At 47.9% G+C, this 17,178-nt stretch carries 16 protein-coding genes; 10 read left to right on the top strand and 6 right to left on the bottom strand.

The genetic code is table 11. From position 1 onward, the window contains the following. Positions 1-110 precede the first annotated feature (110 nt). The 3 genes from HXT30_RS01255 to coaD form a co-directional block, all read right to left on the bottom strand. Positions 111-758 carry a YceD family protein gene (locus HXT30_RS01255; RefSeq protein WP_422111638.1) on the bottom strand — a complete coding sequence of 216 codons (648 nt, stop codon included), beginning with the start codon at positions 756-758 and terminating at the stop codon, positions 111-113. Between the two features lies 1 nt (position 759). Then, on the bottom strand, positions 760-1,692 hold the full coding sequence (locus HXT30_RS01250; protein WP_422111637.1) for a hypothetical protein: 933 nt from the start codon (positions 1,690-1,692) through the stop codon (positions 760-762). A 156-nt stretch (positions 1,693-1,848) separates the two neighbouring features. Next, positions 1,849-2,403, bottom strand: coding sequence for a pantetheine-phosphate adenylyltransferase (coaD, locus tag HXT30_RS01245; RefSeq protein ID WP_422111636.1), 555 nt, complete (start codon positions 2,401-2,403; stop codon positions 1,849-1,851). 505 nt (positions 2,404-2,908) lie between these two features. On the opposite strand from coaD, the gene HXT30_RS01240 reads away from it, so the two are divergent. Then, the gene (locus HXT30_RS01240) at positions 2,909-3,256 is read left to right on the top strand and encodes a DUF3039 domain-containing protein (protein ID WP_422111635.1); all 348 of its coding nucleotides are present in this window, start codon (positions 2,909-2,911) and stop codon (positions 3,254-3,256) included. Positions 3,257-3,303: 47 nt separating this feature from the next. Here HXT30_RS01240 and HXT30_RS01235 read toward each other — a convergent pair whose 3' ends face one another. Next, on the bottom strand, positions 3,304-4,710 hold the full coding sequence (locus HXT30_RS01235; protein ID WP_422111634.1) for a nicotinate phosphoribosyltransferase: 1,407 nt from the start codon (positions 4,708-4,710) through the stop codon (positions 3,304-3,306). A 176-nt stretch (positions 4,711-4,886) separates the two neighbouring features. Between HXT30_RS01235 and cysS the strand changes: the two genes are divergently transcribed. From cysS to trmD, 7 genes are all read left to right on the top strand, one after another. Continuing rightward, positions 4,887-6,473: a cysteine--tRNA ligase gene (cysS, locus tag HXT30_RS01230; RefSeq protein WP_422111633.1), complete on the top strand. Its 1,587-nt coding sequence runs from the start codon at positions 4,887-4,889 to the stop codon at positions 6,471-6,473. A 50-nt stretch (positions 6,474-6,523) separates the two neighbouring features. Then, entirely contained in the window at positions 6,524-8,227 is a 1,704-nt protein-coding gene (gene ffh, locus HXT30_RS01225; RefSeq protein WP_422111632.1) for a signal recognition particle protein, read from the top strand. Positions 8,228-8,249: 22 nt separating this feature from the next. Next, a complete protein-coding gene (locus HXT30_RS01220) occupies positions 8,250-9,332 on the top strand; it encodes an endonuclease/exonuclease/phosphatase family protein (RefSeq protein WP_422111631.1) in 1,083 nt (360 codons plus the stop codon). A gap of 595 nt (positions 9,333-9,927) precedes the next feature. Next, on the top strand, positions 9,928-10,401 hold the full coding sequence (rpsP, locus tag HXT30_RS01215; protein WP_016636229.1) for a 30S ribosomal protein S16: 474 nt from the start codon (positions 9,928-9,930) through the stop codon (positions 10,399-10,401). A 2-nt stretch (positions 10,402-10,403) separates the two neighbouring features. Next, the gene (locus tag HXT30_RS01210; protein WP_016636230.1) at positions 10,404-10,637 is read left to right on the top strand and encodes an RNA-binding protein; all 234 of its coding nucleotides are present in this window, start codon (positions 10,404-10,406) and stop codon (positions 10,635-10,637) included. Positions 10,638-10,645: 8 nt separating this feature from the next. Further along, positions 10,646-11,230, top strand: coding sequence for a ribosome maturation factor RimM (rimM, locus tag HXT30_RS01205; protein WP_415680743.1), 585 nt, complete (start codon positions 10,646-10,648; stop codon positions 11,228-11,230). Positions 11,231-11,261: 31 nt separating this feature from the next. Continuing rightward, positions 11,262-12,122 (top strand): tRNA (guanosine(37)-N1)-methyltransferase TrmD, encoded by an 861-nt coding sequence (gene trmD, locus HXT30_RS01200; protein WP_422111630.1) that lies wholly within the window; start codon positions 11,262-11,264, stop codon positions 12,120-12,122. Positions 12,123-12,472: 350 nt separating this feature from the next. Here trmD and rsmD read toward each other — a convergent pair whose 3' ends face one another. Beyond that, positions 12,473-13,054, bottom strand: a complete 582-nt coding sequence (rsmD, locus tag HXT30_RS01195) for a 16S rRNA (guanine(966)-N(2))-methyltransferase RsmD (protein WP_422111629.1) — start codon at positions 13,052-13,054, stop codon at positions 12,473-12,475. A 242-nt stretch (positions 13,055-13,296) separates the two neighbouring features. Between rsmD and HXT30_RS01190 the strand changes: the two genes are divergently transcribed. Beyond that, on the top strand, positions 13,297-14,244 hold the full coding sequence (locus tag HXT30_RS01190; RefSeq protein ID WP_004131838.1) for a nucleoside hydrolase: 948 nt from the start codon (positions 13,297-13,299) through the stop codon (positions 14,242-14,244). A 123-nt stretch (positions 14,245-14,367) separates the two neighbouring features. Then, positions 14,368-15,789, top strand: a complete 1,422-nt coding sequence (locus HXT30_RS01185; protein ID WP_020758532.1) for an MFS transporter — start codon at positions 14,368-14,370, stop codon at positions 15,787-15,789. Between the two features lie 221 nt (positions 15,790-16,010). Here HXT30_RS01185 and HXT30_RS01180 read toward each other — a convergent pair whose 3' ends face one another. Then, positions 16,011-17,159, bottom strand: coding sequence for a PfkB family carbohydrate kinase (locus tag HXT30_RS01180; RefSeq protein ID WP_020757721.1), 1,149 nt, complete (start codon positions 17,157-17,159; stop codon positions 16,011-16,013). Between the last annotated feature and the right edge of the window lie 19 nt (positions 17,160-17,178).

The raw sequence follows: 17,178 nt of genomic DNA, 5'->3' as shown, positions 1-17,178 counted from the left end.
CAACCGCAACAACAGAAAACACGTAAGAGGCGAAGCGTTGTGAGACAAGAAACACCCAGCCCTCAGCAACATTAAGCAGGAATCGCGCAACGCCAAATAAGGATTTTTATTCAGTCAGATTGTTGTGCTTCAAGCTTTTCCTTAAGACCTTCAAGCGCCGCAAAACGAATATCCGTAACGTCGTGATGATGATCTGGATGTTCGTTCAGATTCTCTCCGCACTGAGAGCAAAGACCCTTGCAATCTGGCTCGCACAAAGGCTTAAGTGGCAACTCGCTAACCATTGTGTCTCGAATCAGCGCCTCAATGTCGGCAAAATCGCCGCCACCAACCAGCGGATACACATTTCCAGAATCGTCGCCTTCGTCCCAAATATCAGCATCTTCTAAATCATCATTAGAGTTATTAGAGTTATTAGAACGCGCGCCGCCATTTGCACCCTTGCTGCCTTTGCCGCTTTCCACGCGCGCAAAAAACGCGCACACATCAACAGGCCAATCCCTATGCAACGGCATCAAGCATCGCGAGCACTCTGCATGCACTCGCGCTGTAATCGTGCCCTGGAACATAAGCCCGTCAACTACGGAATCGAAGCTGCCGTCTACCGTAACATCACTCCCTGGCTGCACGCCAATAACGCTGTCTCCTATGCCTTCTGGCGCTGGAAAAGCGCGATTCAATTGCATGCTACTTCCCGCTCGCGCCGCCATTTGCGCAACTGGAACCGCCCACAAAGACTGGGAGGGATGCGATGTCATTTTAATTCCTTTCTTCGCTTTTGCTTATTTCGCTGCTCTCGCTGTCAAATTCGTCATCTATCTTACTAGCAGCCTGATTTTGCACATGTGCAGCCGCGCGTCTACGCTCTTCCAAAACGCGCTGACCTGCTTGAACGTCTTGCTCAAGCTTGTCTAATTGCTGCTTTAAGCCTTCCATAACCGTGGCACTGTACTGATCCGCACCGCGAGTAAGCTTTTCGGCCTTTGCTTGCGCATTGTTTACAATCTCGCGCGCTTGGTTTCTTGCAATCGCAACAACATTTTCTTGACCTGCCAAGAATCTGGCTCGCTCCTGAGCTTCCTCAACCATTTGCGCAGCCTGACTTTGAGCCGAACTTACAACAGAATTTGCTTGAGCTTGAGCCGTTCGCAAACGCCTCTCTGCCTCTCGCATTAACGCACTAGCGCGCTCCAGCTGAACTGGAAGCATGTCTTTTAGCCTAGACAAATAATCGCCAAATTCTTCGCGATCCACCTTTGCCATTCCAGCAGCAAAAAGCACTCCCTTTGCGCTATTTAACGCCGTTTCCATCGTGTCGATTATGTCGTACACAGTAGTGAACTCTTCGCGCGACTTTGTGCGCACTTCTTCACTAACGGTTTGCGGATCCGCTGCCTTAAACACGTTTTCTTCTTCGTCGTCAAACGCTATTGCACCGCCGTCTTCGCGCTCGCGCAAATCTGGCATTGGGAACAAGTTTTGCGCACTATCGCCAGCAGCCGCAGAATTGGCAGCCTCATCGCCAGCAGCCGCATCATCATTAGCCTTACTTGCCGCAGGCACAGCGTCGTAAGCTTCAAAAGCAGCACTAGGCGAATCGTCATTGTTTGCAATCACTGGATTTAATGGCAACTTTTGGCTGCGATTTGCCGATACTTGGCTTTCCATTGTGTCGTCTTCGTTTTCGCTCATTTTCGCTCCTTCGCTAAGTAGCTGCTCTCTTATCTCTTAACAATCTTATTGTACGTATTTTAGTACGTATTTATTCAGTACGTATTTATTTTAGTAATATTGTACTTATTTCGGCGATATTTAACTTGCCATTATAATATTTCGCTAATTTTATGATTACGATATTGCATTTGTTTTAGAAAAAACGCTTTGCAAAAGTGGAATCACATTATTTGGCACCATTCCCGAAACATCGCCACCATGACGAGCCACATCTTTTACAACAGAGCTAGAAACATGCTCCAAAATAGGATCCGCTGGCAAAAACATGGTTTCAATGCCAGCCAGCTTGCGATTAACCAGCGCCATTCCAAGCTCCGCCTCGTAGTCGCCATTTTGGCGCAATCCCTTAACGATTACGGTTGCTCCGACTTTTTTGCAATAATCTGTAATAAGACCATCTGTAGAAGAAACAACTATTTTACACGCTGGCGATTTAGCAGCACCGCGCAAAGGTGGCGCAAACTTTCCGATTGACGAATCGTCTTTTAAGTCTTCCAGCGCCTTGCGAATAATATCCACGCGCTCCGACTCGGAAAACATGGGCGTTTTGGCCGCATTAACCGCCACTAAAACATGCACTTCGTTAAAAAGATGCGTACAACGTTGTATCACGTCTAAGTGCCCGGCTGTAACGGGATCGTAGGAGCCTGGGCAAACAGCTATAGTCATACTTTTAGGTTACCACGTGTCTGGCACGAGCTATACGCGAGCGCAGCTAACCTGCGCGAGCGACACGACACGCCGTATTTTAGGTACAAAATGATTACATCAAGCACTGTAGAGATTCGAGATTTTTCGCCGCGAGCGAGGCGTTTCGTTCGCGCGTCTAAGCGCGCGAACGTCTTCGCCGCACGTAAAGTCCACTGGACTTTACGTTTGAGCGGCTCAGCGCTCTATTCCTCGCGGCTATTAGTAGCCGCTCGGCTGATTTCGCATGTAAAGTCCACTGGACTTTACATTTGAGCCAAATCACGCTTTGAAGGAGCTTGAAACGCGCTATGCAATTTCAAGCTCAGTCAAAGCGCCTCTCGCGCTACACTCTAAGCGAAAAGGCAGGTCGTCGCGCATTTGTTGCGATTATGAATTATGCTTGTATAAACGTAAATCGCAAGCAACAAAACACGATTTATGCAAACATGATTTGTGTGAAAAGGATTTGTACGAAAGGGATGCAATGACGTTTTCAAATGATTCAAAATATGGCGATAGCTTAAACGCTGCTAATTTGAACGCTGTTATGGAAGACGATTCGCAAAGCCTCCCAGATTCTGGGTCTAGCACAAGCACAAGCGTGCTCGAAAAGCCAGAAGTAGACGAATCCGCAAAAATGGACGATGGCGGCGACGCAGACCGCTTTGCACACTACGTTTCCAAAGATCGCGTAATCGAATCGCGCTTGACTGGCCGCCCTGTTGTAGCACTGTGCGGAAAAGTGTGGATTCCAAAGCGCGAAGCAAACGACTACCCTGTTTGCCCAGAGTGCAAAAAAATCTACGAAGAGATGAACAATCTGGGCTTTTAGTGTAACTCAAATTAAAGCTGATTTATAAACTAGCAAAACTAGCCTAACTAGCCTAAAACGCTGATTTCTGTAGGAATCGCAGGGTCGCCACGCATAAGACTTTGAGCAGAAATCGGAAGCCTACTAAGCGATTTGGCACAATAATCTTGTGCGCGCATAATCGCATCATGACCCATAAACTCCGTATTAAATTCGCCATTTTGCACGTAGTCAACTAGCAAATCTTCCCAAGAATCTTGCGGCTTAAAAGTCGCGAGTGCGCTCTCCGAACCAGAAATTACGTGTTCGCAGTCAGCTACGCCATTGCCAGCGGCGCCACCATTTACTCCGCCAAAATCGTAGGAACGATACGCAAGTTTACGCCCTGGAACAGTCGCCTTATTCTTAGACTTCTTAGCAACAGGTTGCATAACACCATCCGCGCCCTCGCGCTCTGTAAGCTTATAAACCATTGCGCAAGTAGGCGCTCCCGAGCCCGTAACAAGCATTGTGCCAATGCCGTAGGAATCGACTGGCGCGTTTTGCAAAGACGCAAGAGCGTACTCGTCCAAATCGTTAGTAACTGTGATTTTAGTGTTTTTAGCGCCCAACGCGTCGAGCTGCGCGCGCACGCGACGAGCCATAACGCACAAATCACCCGAATCAATGCGAACGCCGCCAAGATCCGCGCCAGCAACTTGCACGGCGGTTTTAACAGCTTCTTCCACGTTGTACGTGTCTACAAGCAGCGTTGTGCCTTTGCCAAGCGCGGCAATCTGCGACTCAAAGGCTGCGCGCTCCGAATCATGCACAAGAGTAAAGCAATGCGCAGCCGTTCCAATCGCCTTAAGCCCGTAAAGCTTTGCCGCAAGCAGGTTTGCAGTTCCCTTAAAACCGCCGATTACCGCCGCGCGAGAGGCAGCCACTGCCGACCACTCGTTTGTGCGCCTGCCGCCCATGTCCATGCATGGCCTTCCAGCAGATGCGGAAACCATGCGTGCGGCGGCGCTTGCCACTGCGCAATCGTAGTTAAGCACGGAAAGCAGCAGCGTTTCTAGCAATGTGCATTCGCCGAAAGTGCCTTCAACTTGCAAAATCGGCGAATCTGGGAAGAACATTTCACCTTCCCTATAACCGCGGATTTTGCCGCTAAAATGGTAGTTTTCCAGCCATTTAATGGTGTCTTTGCTTACGATTTTTCGGTCTTGCAAAAATCGCAAATCCTCATCGCTAAAGTGGAATCGCGCCAACTCCTCTAGGATTCTGCCTGTGCCTGCTACCACTCCGTAGCGGCGACCTTGCGGAAGGTGTCGCGCAAAAATCTCAAAAACGCATTTTCGGTCTGCTGTTCCGTCTTTTAGCGCTGCGTCTAGCATTGTGTACTCGTACATGTCGGTCATGAGTACGGAAGAGTTTGTGTAGGACTTTACTTCAGACTTTACTTCAGACTTTGCGAAATCAAAAGAATCAATCATTTTCAATCCTTTCTTGCGATTTTAGTGGCGTGCATTCGGCGGGCGGTTAGTGGCCACTTTTCCGTAGCTGCGCTTGCGATTTCTATCTGCTTGCAATCATAGTCCTACACCTATCTCCGCATTTTGCGCGACGAAGACGTGAGCGTGAGTTATTAGCTAAACATATAATTGAGATTATGCTTGAAAATACGAACAGAACTCTTACAGCAGCAGCCGCGCGATTGCGCTTATATAACACAGCAACGCACAACACTAGTGAGTTTACAACCGTTACTCCTGGTCATGTTGGAATGTACGTGTGTGGCGCAACTGTGCAAAGCTCGCCGCACATAGGTCATATTCGCGCAGCAATCGCCTTCGACGTTGTTCGCCGATGGCTTTTGCGCCTTGGCTACAACGTTACTTTTGTTAGAAATGTTACAGATATAGACGATAAAATCATCAAAAAAGCTAGTGAAAATGGCCAAACTTGGTGGCAGCGCGCGTACATTTACGAGCGCGAATTCACTAAAGCTTACGACACTCTTGGAGTTATGCCGCCAACTGTGGAGCCGCGCGCAACTGGTCACATCAACGACATGGTGGAGCTTATACAGCGCCTTATTGATCGCGGCCACGCTTACGCAATAACAGACGCGAATGGCAATCCTACTGGAAACGTGTATTTTAGTGTGCCAAGTTGGCAAGATTACGGCGCGCTTACGCATCAAAATGGCAATTCAGATAGCAACAATGAAGCCAGCAAAGCCGACAAATACAATCCGATTGACCCTGCCGACGCAAGCCCAGATAAGCACGATGCTCGCGATTTTGCGCTTTGGAAAGCACCTTGCGATTTTGACCAAAAAGACGCGCGCTGGAACACGCCGTTTGGAGCAGGCAGACCAGGATGGCACATTGAATGCTCGGCAATGAGCCACCGCTATCTTGGCGATTCCTTCGACATTCACGGCGGCGGACTAGACTTGCGCTTCCCACACCACGAGAATGAGATGGCGCAAACACTCGCTGCCGGATGGAAAAGCGCAAACGTGTGGATGCACTCCGCTTGGGTTACATCTAAGGGCGAAAAAATGAGCAAATCTCTTGGAAACGGCCTTTCTGTTCCATCTGTTTTGGCTCAAAAATCCGCGTGGGTTGTGCGATATGCGCTAGGCGGCGTGCAATATCGCGCAATGCTGGAGTGGTCAGATCAATCTTTGAACGAGGCACAATCGGCTTATGATCGCATATCTAACTTCCTCGAGCGCGCTGGCCGCGTAATCGAAAATCAGCCAGATTATGCGGAAGTTCAAAGCGTTGATGCGGATAATCTTCCAGAAGATTTTACTAAAGCTATGAACGACGACATTAACGTTTCGGGCGCGCTGGCTGCGATTTTTACTGCGATTCGCTCTGGTAACGCGCTTTTGGACGACTATGCGCAAAGTCAAGATAACAGTCAAAACGATGGCATTAAAAACCTTATTAAAACTTGCGTTTTGCAAGTTCGCGCAATGCTAGACACGATTGGGCTAGACCCTTACTCCCCACAATGGCGCAGCAACGCGCAAAAATCGCAAGATTTGAGCGAAGGCGCGAATAGTGGCGCAAGCGCAGAACACAAGGCTCTTGAATCTTTGATTACAAATCAGCTGGAACAAAGGGCAATTGCGCGCGCGGCTAAAGATTTTGCACGAGCAGACGCGATTCGCGACTCTTTAACTGCCGCTGGAGTTGTAATCGAAGATTCCGCACAAGGATCATCGTGGCATTTGTCTTAAGCAAAAGCAACATAGAAAACATTCCAAACAACCTGTAGAATAGAGCAATTATGGCAGCATTTAGTTCGTTAACAGAAAGACTTTCTGGCGCATTCAAGCACTTGCGCAGAAAAGGCAAACTCTCCGATTCCGACATAGACGGCACGATTCGCGAAATCCGCCGCGCGCTTTTAGACGCAGACGTGGCTCTAGACGTTGTGCGATCTTTTACCGCTAAAATTCGCGAGCGCGCACTAGGCGAAGAGGTTTCTAGCGCGCTAAATCCTGCTCAACAGGTTGTGCGAATTGTAAATGACGAGCTTACAAACGTTTTGGGCGCAGGCGTTGAGCGTCCGCTGAATTTTGCAAAATACCCCCCAACCGTAATCATGCTTGCTGGTTTGCAAGGCGCTGGTAAAACAACGCTCGCAGGAAAATTGGGCTACTGGCTTAAGGATTCGGGCCATACGCCTTTGCTTGTTGCGGCGGATTTGCAGCGCCCTAACGCCGTTACGCAGCTTGAGGTTGTTGCCGAGCGCGCAGGCGTGGCAGTTTTTGCGCCAGAGCGAGGTGTGCAAAGTGATGGCGGCAGCGAAGTTGTTTCGGCTGGTTTAGCCACTGGAGACCCTGTTAAGGTTGCGCGAGATTCCATTGACTACGCGCGCGCAAAAATGTACGACACGGTTATTATTGATACCGCTGGTCGCCTTGGCGTGGACGATGCTCTTATGCATCAAGCGCGCGAAATTCGCGATGCTGTTAATCCGCAAGAAATTCTGTTTGTTATAGACGCCATGATTGGTCAGGACGCTGTTCGCACAGCTCAAGCTTTTAACGAGGGTGTTGACTTTACAGGCGTTGTGCTTTCTAAGTTAGATGGCGATGCGCGAGGCGGCGCTGCGCTATCTGTTGCAAGCGTTACGGGCAAGCCGATTTTGTTCGCTTCTACTGGCGAAGGTTTGAAGGATTTTGAGATTTTCCACCCAGATAGAATGGCCTCCAGAATCCTCGATATGGGCGATATTCTGACGCTTATTGAGAATGCGCAAAAGCAGTTTGACGAGGAAGAGTCTAGAAAAGCGGCCGCCAAAATATCTGAAGGAACTTTTGGACTAGACGACTTTTTGGATCAGCTTCAACAGGTTAAAAAGCTTGGTTCTATGAAGAAGATTCTTGGAATGATGCCTGGAATGGCAGCGCACAGGCAGGAACTTGAGCAGTTTGACGACCGCGAGATAGACCGCACAGAGGCGATTATTCGTTCGATGACGCCTAAAGAGCGCAAAGACACCAAGATTATTGATGGTTCTAGGCGCGCGCGTATTGCAGCTGGCGCAGGCGTTTCGGTTTCCGCGGTGAATGCGCTTTTGCAACGCTTTGAGCAGGCAGCTAAGATGATGAAGCGCATGAGCAATGGCGGCGGCGCAGGAATGCCAGGAATGGGCGGAATGCCTGGGTTTGGCGGCGGCGCTGGAAAGTCGAAGCGCAAAGACAAAAAGAGCAAGAAGAAGGGCGGAAAGTCTGGCAATCCTATGCGCCGCGAGGCCGAGGAGCGCGCGCTTAGAGACCGCTTGTCTGGAAATTCTTATGCAAATAATGCGAATGATGGCGATGACGCTGGCGAGTCTGCTTTTATGAAGAAGAAGCAGGATTTGCCTAATAATCTGCCAGAAAATCTTCAAAATCTTATGAGTGGCGAAGGTGATTTTGCTGGCGGAATGCCTGATTTGCCGCCTAATTTGGGTGGCGGACTCGCAGGACTTTTTGGCAAATAAGCTAATAACAGATAATCAGTAGATGATTTACTCGATTTTACTTGCGATTTTACTTATTTCGCTTGTTTTGCTTCTAGTTTGGCAGCTGCTTAGGTGGCTGCCAGCTGGAGCAGATAAGCTAAAACCACTGCCCTATGTTATTGCGTTGCTTCCGATTGCGCCTTTTTGCGCAGTGTTTGGGCTAATCGCCAGCGCTGTGGCTGCAGTTGCAACATGCTCGCAAAATGAATTTTATAAATCTTACGTATTTTTGTGCGTTGCATATGCACTGTTATTCGTAATCTCTTTGAAATCGTATACGCCGTATTTTGCAAGAAGATTACAGGAACAAACGCAGGAAAAATCGCAGACAAGATCGCAGGAAAAATCACTAGAAATCCGCGTTATGACGCTTAATTGCAGATATGGCCACGCAAACGCAAGTCAAATAATAAAGCTAGCAAAAACGCATAAAATCGATACGATTCTTTTACAAGAAGTGAGCAAAAAACTTGTAAAAAGTCTTGAAAAACTTGGGATTAAACGCGATTTTGCGCATGTGCAATTGGGAAATACAAACAACCACGAAAATGGCGGATTTAACGCGATTTATACGCGACTAAGCAATGTTAAATCTTTTGGTAAGTCGATTAAGATTGATGCAGCAAACGTGCCAATTGTTACGGCGGTTGCTTGCGACTCATCTTTAGAAGCTGGCGATTCGCGCGCGGAAAATCTTCTAATAACATTCGCTTCGGCGCATCCAAAATCGCCTATGCGCGGATGTGCGGCTTGGAGCAGCGGAATAATGGCGCTTGCAAAAATCGGCGAAAATCACAATGAAAGCAACGTCAAAAAAGTCACAATAATAGGCGGAGACTTAAATTCCACTCCAGACCACCCAAGCTTTAGAGCGCTACTAAAATCAGGCTTTTTCGACGCATCAATGCAAATTGGAAAGCGACTAAAAACATGGCCAACGTGGCAAAAATGGCCAAATCTTGCGCTTGACCATGTACTAGTAAAGTCAAGCGGATGCAGCGCTAAAGCCACAGAGCAACGCGCGATTCGCGTGGACGGCAGCGACCACTTTGCGCTAATCGTTTGCATTTCAATCCCCCTCTAGCTCCCCGCTTATTCACGCGAATAACAATTCTCTTTGCGTACATTACTCCACCAAGCAAGGTAGAGATTCGAGATTTTTCGCAGCGGATGAAGCGAACCTCAGCATGAAATGGTGATTCGCTGAAGTAGCAAGAAAAATCGAGAATCTCGGTGATTAAGCAATACGCAATTGTTCAGACTTGTAAGAGGGCTGGGTGATTCTTGGTCGAACAGTATAAGAGCGGCAGCCGATACCAAATAATACAAATGATCAACCACTACAAACAAACTTCAACCAAAAACAAAATCAAAGCCAAATCGGAACAACCGCAACAACAGACTACACGTAATAGGCGGAGCGTTGTGAGACAAGAAACACCCAGCCCTCGCGCAACAACAGATAAGGAGAATGTTCGAGCGATACGCTCTAAGCGAAAAGGTAGGTCCTGTCGTTCGCACGGTCTAAGCGCGCGAACGTCCACGCAATCAGTCATAATAGAAAAGTTATTCGCGTGAATCGAAGCCCTCTTATCGACCACGCGAGGAACAGTGGAACTCGCGAGGAGTGCCCCACACCCGAGCGAAATTCTACGACTCTAGTTATAAGGAGAGCCATTTTGGCAACCAAGATTCGTCTTAAGAGATTGGGCAAGAAGTTCTACGCCTTCTATCGCGTTGTAATTTCTGATTCGCGCAACAAGCGTAACGGCAAGTCCATCGAAGAGATCGGCATCTACGATCCAAACAAGCAGCCATCTTTGATTCAGATTAAGTCTGATCGCGCACAGTACTGGCTTGGCGTTGGCGCACAGCCAACCGAACCAGTGTTGAAGCTGCTAAAGATTACTGGCGATTGGCAGAAGTTTAAGGGTCTCGACGGCGCAGAAGGCACGTTGAAGACTTCTGAGGCTGGCCCAGATGCTCAGGCTCGCGTTGAGGCTGTAGAAGCCGAAGCTCAGAAGCTTAAGGCCGCTAAGAGCGAGGCCGCTGCAAAGGCTCAGGCTGCTGCAGAAGCCGCTAAGAACGAAGCCGAAGAAGCCACTGAAGAAGCTCCAGCAGCAGATGCTGAAGCCGAGGAAAAGGCTGAGTAATTATGCTGGCTCAAGCTGTGGAACATCTCATTAAGAACATTGTGGATTTTCCAGATGACGTATCCGTGCGTTCTCATTCAAACGCCCGCGGCGAACTTTTGCGCGTGCGCGTAAATCCAGAAGACATCGGTCGCGTTATTGGAAGAAACGGTCGTACCGCCAATGCTATTCGTATTGTTGTGCAGGCTCTAAGCCATCGCAACGTGCGCGTAGACATTATGGACGTACGTAAGTGAGATTGAACGTGGCTAAAAACCAACTTTTTGACAACCCTCAGCAAGGTGCAAACACCCTACTGAGGGTTTGTCGTATTGGAAAAGCGCAAGGATTAAAAGGCGAAGTCACGGTTCAGGTATTTACCGACGAGCCTTATAATCGCTTTGAACCAGGCAATGTGCTTTACACGCAAGACGGCGAGCGCGAGTTTACAATCGAAGCCTCTCGCACTTTCAAAAACCGCTGGATTCTGCTTTTTGAACAAAGCCTAAATCGTAACGACGCAGAGGCATTAAACGGCTTGGAGCTTTACACTAAGGCTCAAAGCGCGGAAGAATTAGAGCAAGAAAACGCCTGGTATATTAAGGATTTAGTAGGCCTTAGCGCGCGCATTTGTAAGAATAATTCACTTGGTGTTGCTCCTCGCGAAATCGGCAAAGTCGTAGACGTTGTGGACGGCGCTCAGTCTCTGCTTAAAATCCGCCTTTTGGAGCCAGTTGGCGATGATAAAATTGCGCTAGTTCCTTTTGTTCAAGCGCTTGTTCCAGAAGTAAATCTTAAAGACGAATATTTAACTTTAGACCCTCCAGGCGGCTTAATCCCTGGGCTTTAATGCGCAGGATTTAAGCTTAAGGCTTATAAAAATGCAAATCGACATAATCTCCGTATTTCCAGAATATTTTCGTATGCTTGATTTAAGCTTGCTCGGCAAAGCGCAAGATAATGGCCTGCTTAAAATCAACGCGTACAATCTTAGAAGATGGACGCACGACGTTCATCAATCGGTTGACGATACACCAGTTGGCGGCGGCGCTGGAATGGTGATGAAGCCAGAGGTGTGGTCGGAGTGCCTTGATGAGCTGCTTTTTAGTGGCAATAATATCGCAGATAACAGCGGCAATGGCTGCAACGTCTGCGACGACAATAACTGCATCGCAAATAATAGCGTTGATAACGGCACAATTCTAATCTTCCCAAATCCTTCTGCACCACTGTTTTCGCAAAAAGACGCAACGCAATTAGCAAACGCAAAGCGACTCGTGTTTGGATGTGGCCGCTACGAAGGCTACGACGCGCGAATCCCAGAATACTACAAATCGCGCGGCTTAGATGTGCGCGAGTATTCGATTGGCGACTACGTTCTTAACGGCGGCGAAGTTGCTGTTAGCGTTATGGTAGAGGCCATTACGCGCTTGATTCCAGGCTTTATGGGTAACCCTGAGTCGATTGTGGAAGAGTCGTACACGGGCGCGGACGCGATTCTTGAGCATCACCAGTACACGCGTCCAACAACTTGGCGCGGCATTAGCGTGCCTGCGATTCTTACTTCGGGCGACCACGCTAAAGTGGATCGATTCCGTAGAGATGATGCGTTGGAGCGCACAAGTCAAATTAGACCAGATTTGATTGAGAAACTTGATTGCAAGTCGCTTAGTAAGCAGGATAGAAAAACGCTGATTAGCCTTGGATGGGAGGTTTCTGGCGATTCGCCGAGGCGCCTATAAATCTAGCTATCGATAGAACGGCTCCCTATTGGTTGTTGTTGTGCAATTTCCCACTTAACGTTGCGCGAGGTTTGAGTATTTCTCTCCTCGCAAGTGACGCGCACTTTTATGTATAGCTTATGAACGTTAATATTCTAAGGCTCTAGGATGGCGCTATTTATTGCTCGTAGAGAAATACATCAAACCTTCTGAATATCTAGAACTTTTTCGTAGTTTTCATCACCGAGATTCTCGATTTTCCTTCTTCATTCGATGAATCACCATCAAAGATGCTGAGGTTCATCTCATTCAGGGCGAAAAATCTTGAATCTCTACCTCACTTGGTCACGCTCTAAGCGCAAACAAAGCCATCAATGCGAAGATTGAATAAACATTACGGCAGTCTCGCCATAGTTTCGCGTGTCGAAAATCTCCCACCCCGCGCAAATCTTAGGCGCAACGCTGCGCGCGCTACGCTCCAAAACAATCAACGTATCTGCAGCAGCGCTTACAACGCCGTTTTTAACCATGTTTTCAATCAAAAGCTCAACTTGCTCTGTTTCCAACGCGTACGGCGGATCTATAAACACCAAATCGAAAGCCTCGCCGCTGTAGTCTTGCACAAACTGCTCCGCGCGCTTTTTATTTACGCGCACGCTTAAATCCTGGCTCCACGCGCTTTGACTTTCTAGCACTTTAACGGTTTTTGCAATTAGTGCCGCCGCAGCCGCGTTCGCCTCTACACACACCAGCTCGTTTGCGCCCCTAGAAATCGCCTCTACACCCAACGCCGCGGTTCCAGCAAATAAGTCGAGCACGCGCGCTCCCTCGCACACTCCCCACGAGTCAAGTCTAGAAAAAATCGCCTCTTTTGTGCGGTCTGTTGTTGGTCTTGTACATGACTTTGCAGCGCATAATGGCGTGCCCTTAAATCTTCCTGCAATTACGTGCATATTTTAAGCATATCATTTTAATTTATTTTGACTTATGTATCTTTTTTACTTGTGTCAAATTTTATCCTTGTTAAAATTGTATTGGTCATTTGTTTATTAACATCAACAAATGTTGCTTAGCACTGGTTTCTGGCGATTTATCCCAAACTACGCTAAACAATGAAGTTTGCTAAAAAGCCTAAGCATAAAATATCTAAATCCCAAATACAACTGACATACAACTAAACAACTAAGGAGCAACAATGACTTCAATCATTTTAGATTGCGACCCTGGCCACGACGACGCGATGGCAATTCTTCTAGCGCTTGGCAACCCAAACATTGATTTGATTGGCGTAACAACAGTAGGCGGTAATCAAAGCCTCGAAAAAGTTACGTACAACGCGCGAGCAACGCTAGAAATGGCTCACGCAACAAACATTCCAGTTCACGCAGGATGCGATCGCCCAATGATTCGCCCGCTAGAAGTGGCTGCATCCATTCATGGCGAAACTGGCCTAGACGGAGTAACTCTCCCAAAGCCAACTCGCCCATTAGACGAAGGCCACGCAGTAAACTGGATTATCAACACGATTATGAACAGCGAGCCAGGCACGATTACACTTGTTCCAACTGGCCCACTTACAAACATTGCAATGGCTGCGCGAATGGAGCCGCGAATCGTTAGCCGCGTTAAGGAAGTTGTGCTTATGGGCGGCGGCTACCACGTTGGAAATTGGAGCGCGGTCGCAGAATTTAACATTAAGGTAGATCCTGAAGCCGCTCACGTTGTGTTTAATGAAGATTGGCCTATTACAATGGTTGGTCTTGATTTAACGCACCAAGCACTTTGCACACCGCAAGTACAAGCTAAAATCGACGCAATCGGCACACCTCTTTCTGCGTTTGCAAGCGGCTTGATGGACTTCTTCCGCAAAACATACCAAAACAATCAAGATTTTATTGACCCACCTGTGCACGATCCTTGCACGGTTGCGTACTTGATTGACCACAGTGTTGTACAAACTCGCAGATGCCCTCTAGACGTTGAAATTAAAGGCGATTTAACACTTGGAATGACGGTTGCAGACTTGCGCGGACCAGAGCCATCCGCAAGCGAATGCCACACGCAAGTGGCCACTAAGCTTGACTTTAACAAGTTCTGGGATTTGATTATCGACGCTCTAAAGCGAATCGATGGAATCAAATAAGTCAAGTAAGTCAAATAAACCAAATAGTCAAACAATATACATCAAACAAATAAATAAAAGATAATAGAGAAAATCCCTAACAAGAGAAGATCCCTAATAACCAAACAATATATAGGAGTTATTATGACTGAGGTTTCATCTCCAGCTCCACACATGTTAGACAAGGGCGGACGCTCAATCGTAGCACTTATGACCGCACTTCTAGTGGCCATTTTTGCGTTCCAGCTAAACGCATCCATGCTCTCCCCAGCACTCGCCACTATGACACACGAGCTTAAAACAACGGATACGCAAATCGCGCTAACACAAACCGTGTTCTTTACTGCAGCAGCGCTGTTTTCGCTATTCCTACCTCGCTTGGCAGACCTTGTTGGCCGCAAAAAAGTACTTACAGGCATTCTGATTTCAACCATTTTAGGATGCGTGATTAGCGCCATTGCACCAAATGTTACGGTTCTTATGATTGGCCGAATCCTTCAAGGCGCAAGCGGTCCAGTTGTGCCAATGTGCTTGATTATGCTGCGCGTGCGCGTTAGCGAAGAAAAGCGTTACGCAAAGTTGATGGCAATTTTAACGTCTGTAAATGGCGGAATTGCAGGCGTTGACGCACTTGCAGGCGGCTGGCTCGCAGGCAACTTTGGATTTAGATCCGTGTTTTGTACTATGGCTGTAATCGGCGTGATTGCAGTTCTTTTGGTTATATTCCAGACTGAAGAATCGCACGCGCAAGACACTCCTAAGATGGATTGGGTTGGTGTTGTAACGCTTGGCATCGCGTTCTTGGCTGCATATCTTGCGATTAACGAAATCGGCAAGCTTGCTAGCGCCAACTTGACTCTTGTGGCAGTTCTTGTAGTTCTTGCAATCGTTTTCTTTGTAATCTTCTGGAACGTAGAAGGCAAAAACTCCGCTCCGCTTGTTTCTACAAAATATATGAGCCAACGCCGCACTTGGGGATTGCTTTCTTGCACGCTTCTTACAATGACGGGCGTTTTTGCAATCATGAATGGCGTTGTTCCACAGCTTGCACAAGATGTTAAGTCTGGAGCTGCAATGAGCGCAAGTGTTGTGAGCTTTGCAACTCTTACACCTTACGCAATCATTGGCTTTGTGTTTGGCCCTGTTGCTGGCATGCTTGCTGCAAAGTTTGGATACCGACTCGTTTTGCGCGCTGGAATCCTTGTAAGCGTTCTTGGCGTTGTATTTGGAATGTACGTTGCCGAAATGCCTTCTGTTTGCGCTCTTGTAGTGCTTTCTTTGTGGCTTGGAATTAGCTACGCAGGTGTTGCAAACATTATGCTTAACGGCCTTGGAATTGTGCTTTCTCCTAAAGATAATCCTGGATATTTGCCTGGCATGAATGCTGGAGCGTTTAACCTTGGTGCAGGATTGAGCTTTGCGATTCTTTACGCTGTTATGACCAATTTTGCGCAGAACGCTGGAGCCACCACTGGCTACGTTGCTTCGATGATTGCTGGAATCGTGCTGCTTGCTCTCGCGTTTGCATGCTCGTTCTTGATTCCTAAGCCAGAAGATTGCGACTGATAAGCGCTTAGACTGCGCTTGCTCAGGCAGGTAAAATCGCTCGCGAGTTACAGCACACTGTAGCGCGCGAGCGATTTTCCGCTTTTTGTACGTGTTTTAGGTCAAAAATGGTACAAAATGCGGAAGTTTTTTCCGGAGTTTGTACCATTTTTAGGTGGAATGTGGTACAAAAAGCGTCACATCGTTCGCGCGCTCTAAGCGAATGCAGGTCGGAGCGAGTATCACGCACGCTCATGAATGCTTTGCATACGCTCCTCAACAAGCTCTGGCGTCATCGCCTCGTGCACCGCTTCAACAGACTCCATGTTAAGCGCAGCAGCAGCAACCGCAAATCGCCCAGTCTTAGAATTGTCAAAGTGGTTGTATCGCGCGTAAATCAAAGCAGCAGTCGCAGTATCGCTAGAACCGTTGTCGTTGCCAACAGCCTTAGCGCCTTCGGATCCGTTTCCTCTAGAAACAATCATTCTTTGAACGCGCCGCAAAGGCACAGGATAAAACGCAATGCCTTCCCCAAGTATTCCATACGCAACGCCTTCTCGCCCAGAATTAACAAACACGCGCTTTACTCCGCGCTTAAGCAGCGCCTTTGCGCATTGCACAGCTGACCTTTCGTCTACAGCGCAAATTCCAGTAAGTGCTTGCGATTCTGCAGTATCTAAAACAAGAGTATCAATGCAATTTAAGCGCGAAAGTATTCTCGTAGCTTTTGCATCCGTTATTGCGCGCACCATAATCGGCTTATGGTAGTTATCGCACACCCATTCAAATGACTTTTGCGAAATGTTTGTGTCGAGCGCAACAATGTCTGCGTTTTCTATGATTGATATTCTTTCACGCAAAAAGTCTGGCGTCATGTAATCGTAGATGCTCATATCGTCTAGTGCCAAAAGCCTTTGACCAGAAGCGTCTCCAACGTACATGTAAGACGCTGTCATTGCGTCTGGCAGCTGCTTTGAGTATCCTATGTCTAGTCCGTTTACAGATGCGTCGATTTTGAACAGTTCGCCATTGTGGTCGCCTCCGTACACAGAGACCAGACTTGCGCGCGTGTTCATCCTCTCTAAAGCAACTGCGATATTTCGCCCAACTCCGCCAAGCGCGTAACGCACTTTTGCAGCGTTCGACGTGTAGTCCATAAGATCTCCGCACGCGATTCCCAAAACATCCATGCTTATTCCGCCGATTACAGTCACGTAGCTTGGTGGCGTAACAATGTAACCTTTTCCTCTAAGGTATCCCTTGCGAATCAAATTAGAAATGTGCGCAGCCACGCCCGATCGCGTAATGCCAGCTAAATCTGCAAGCTCCTGCTGACTAATCATAGGATTCTGCTGAATCCACGACAATATTTGTTGTTCGCGTTCAGTCATCTTTGCCTCGTCTCTCGCG

The organism is Gardnerella sp. DNF00571G (assembly GCF_049262695.1).
In the GTDB taxonomy this organism is placed as follows: Bacteria; Actinomycetota; Actinomycetes; order Actinomycetales; family Bifidobacteriaceae; genus Bifidobacterium; species Bifidobacterium piotii.
The sequence above is the reverse complement of the archived record's forward strand: the minus strand, read 5'-3'. Positions and strand labels throughout refer to the sequence as shown.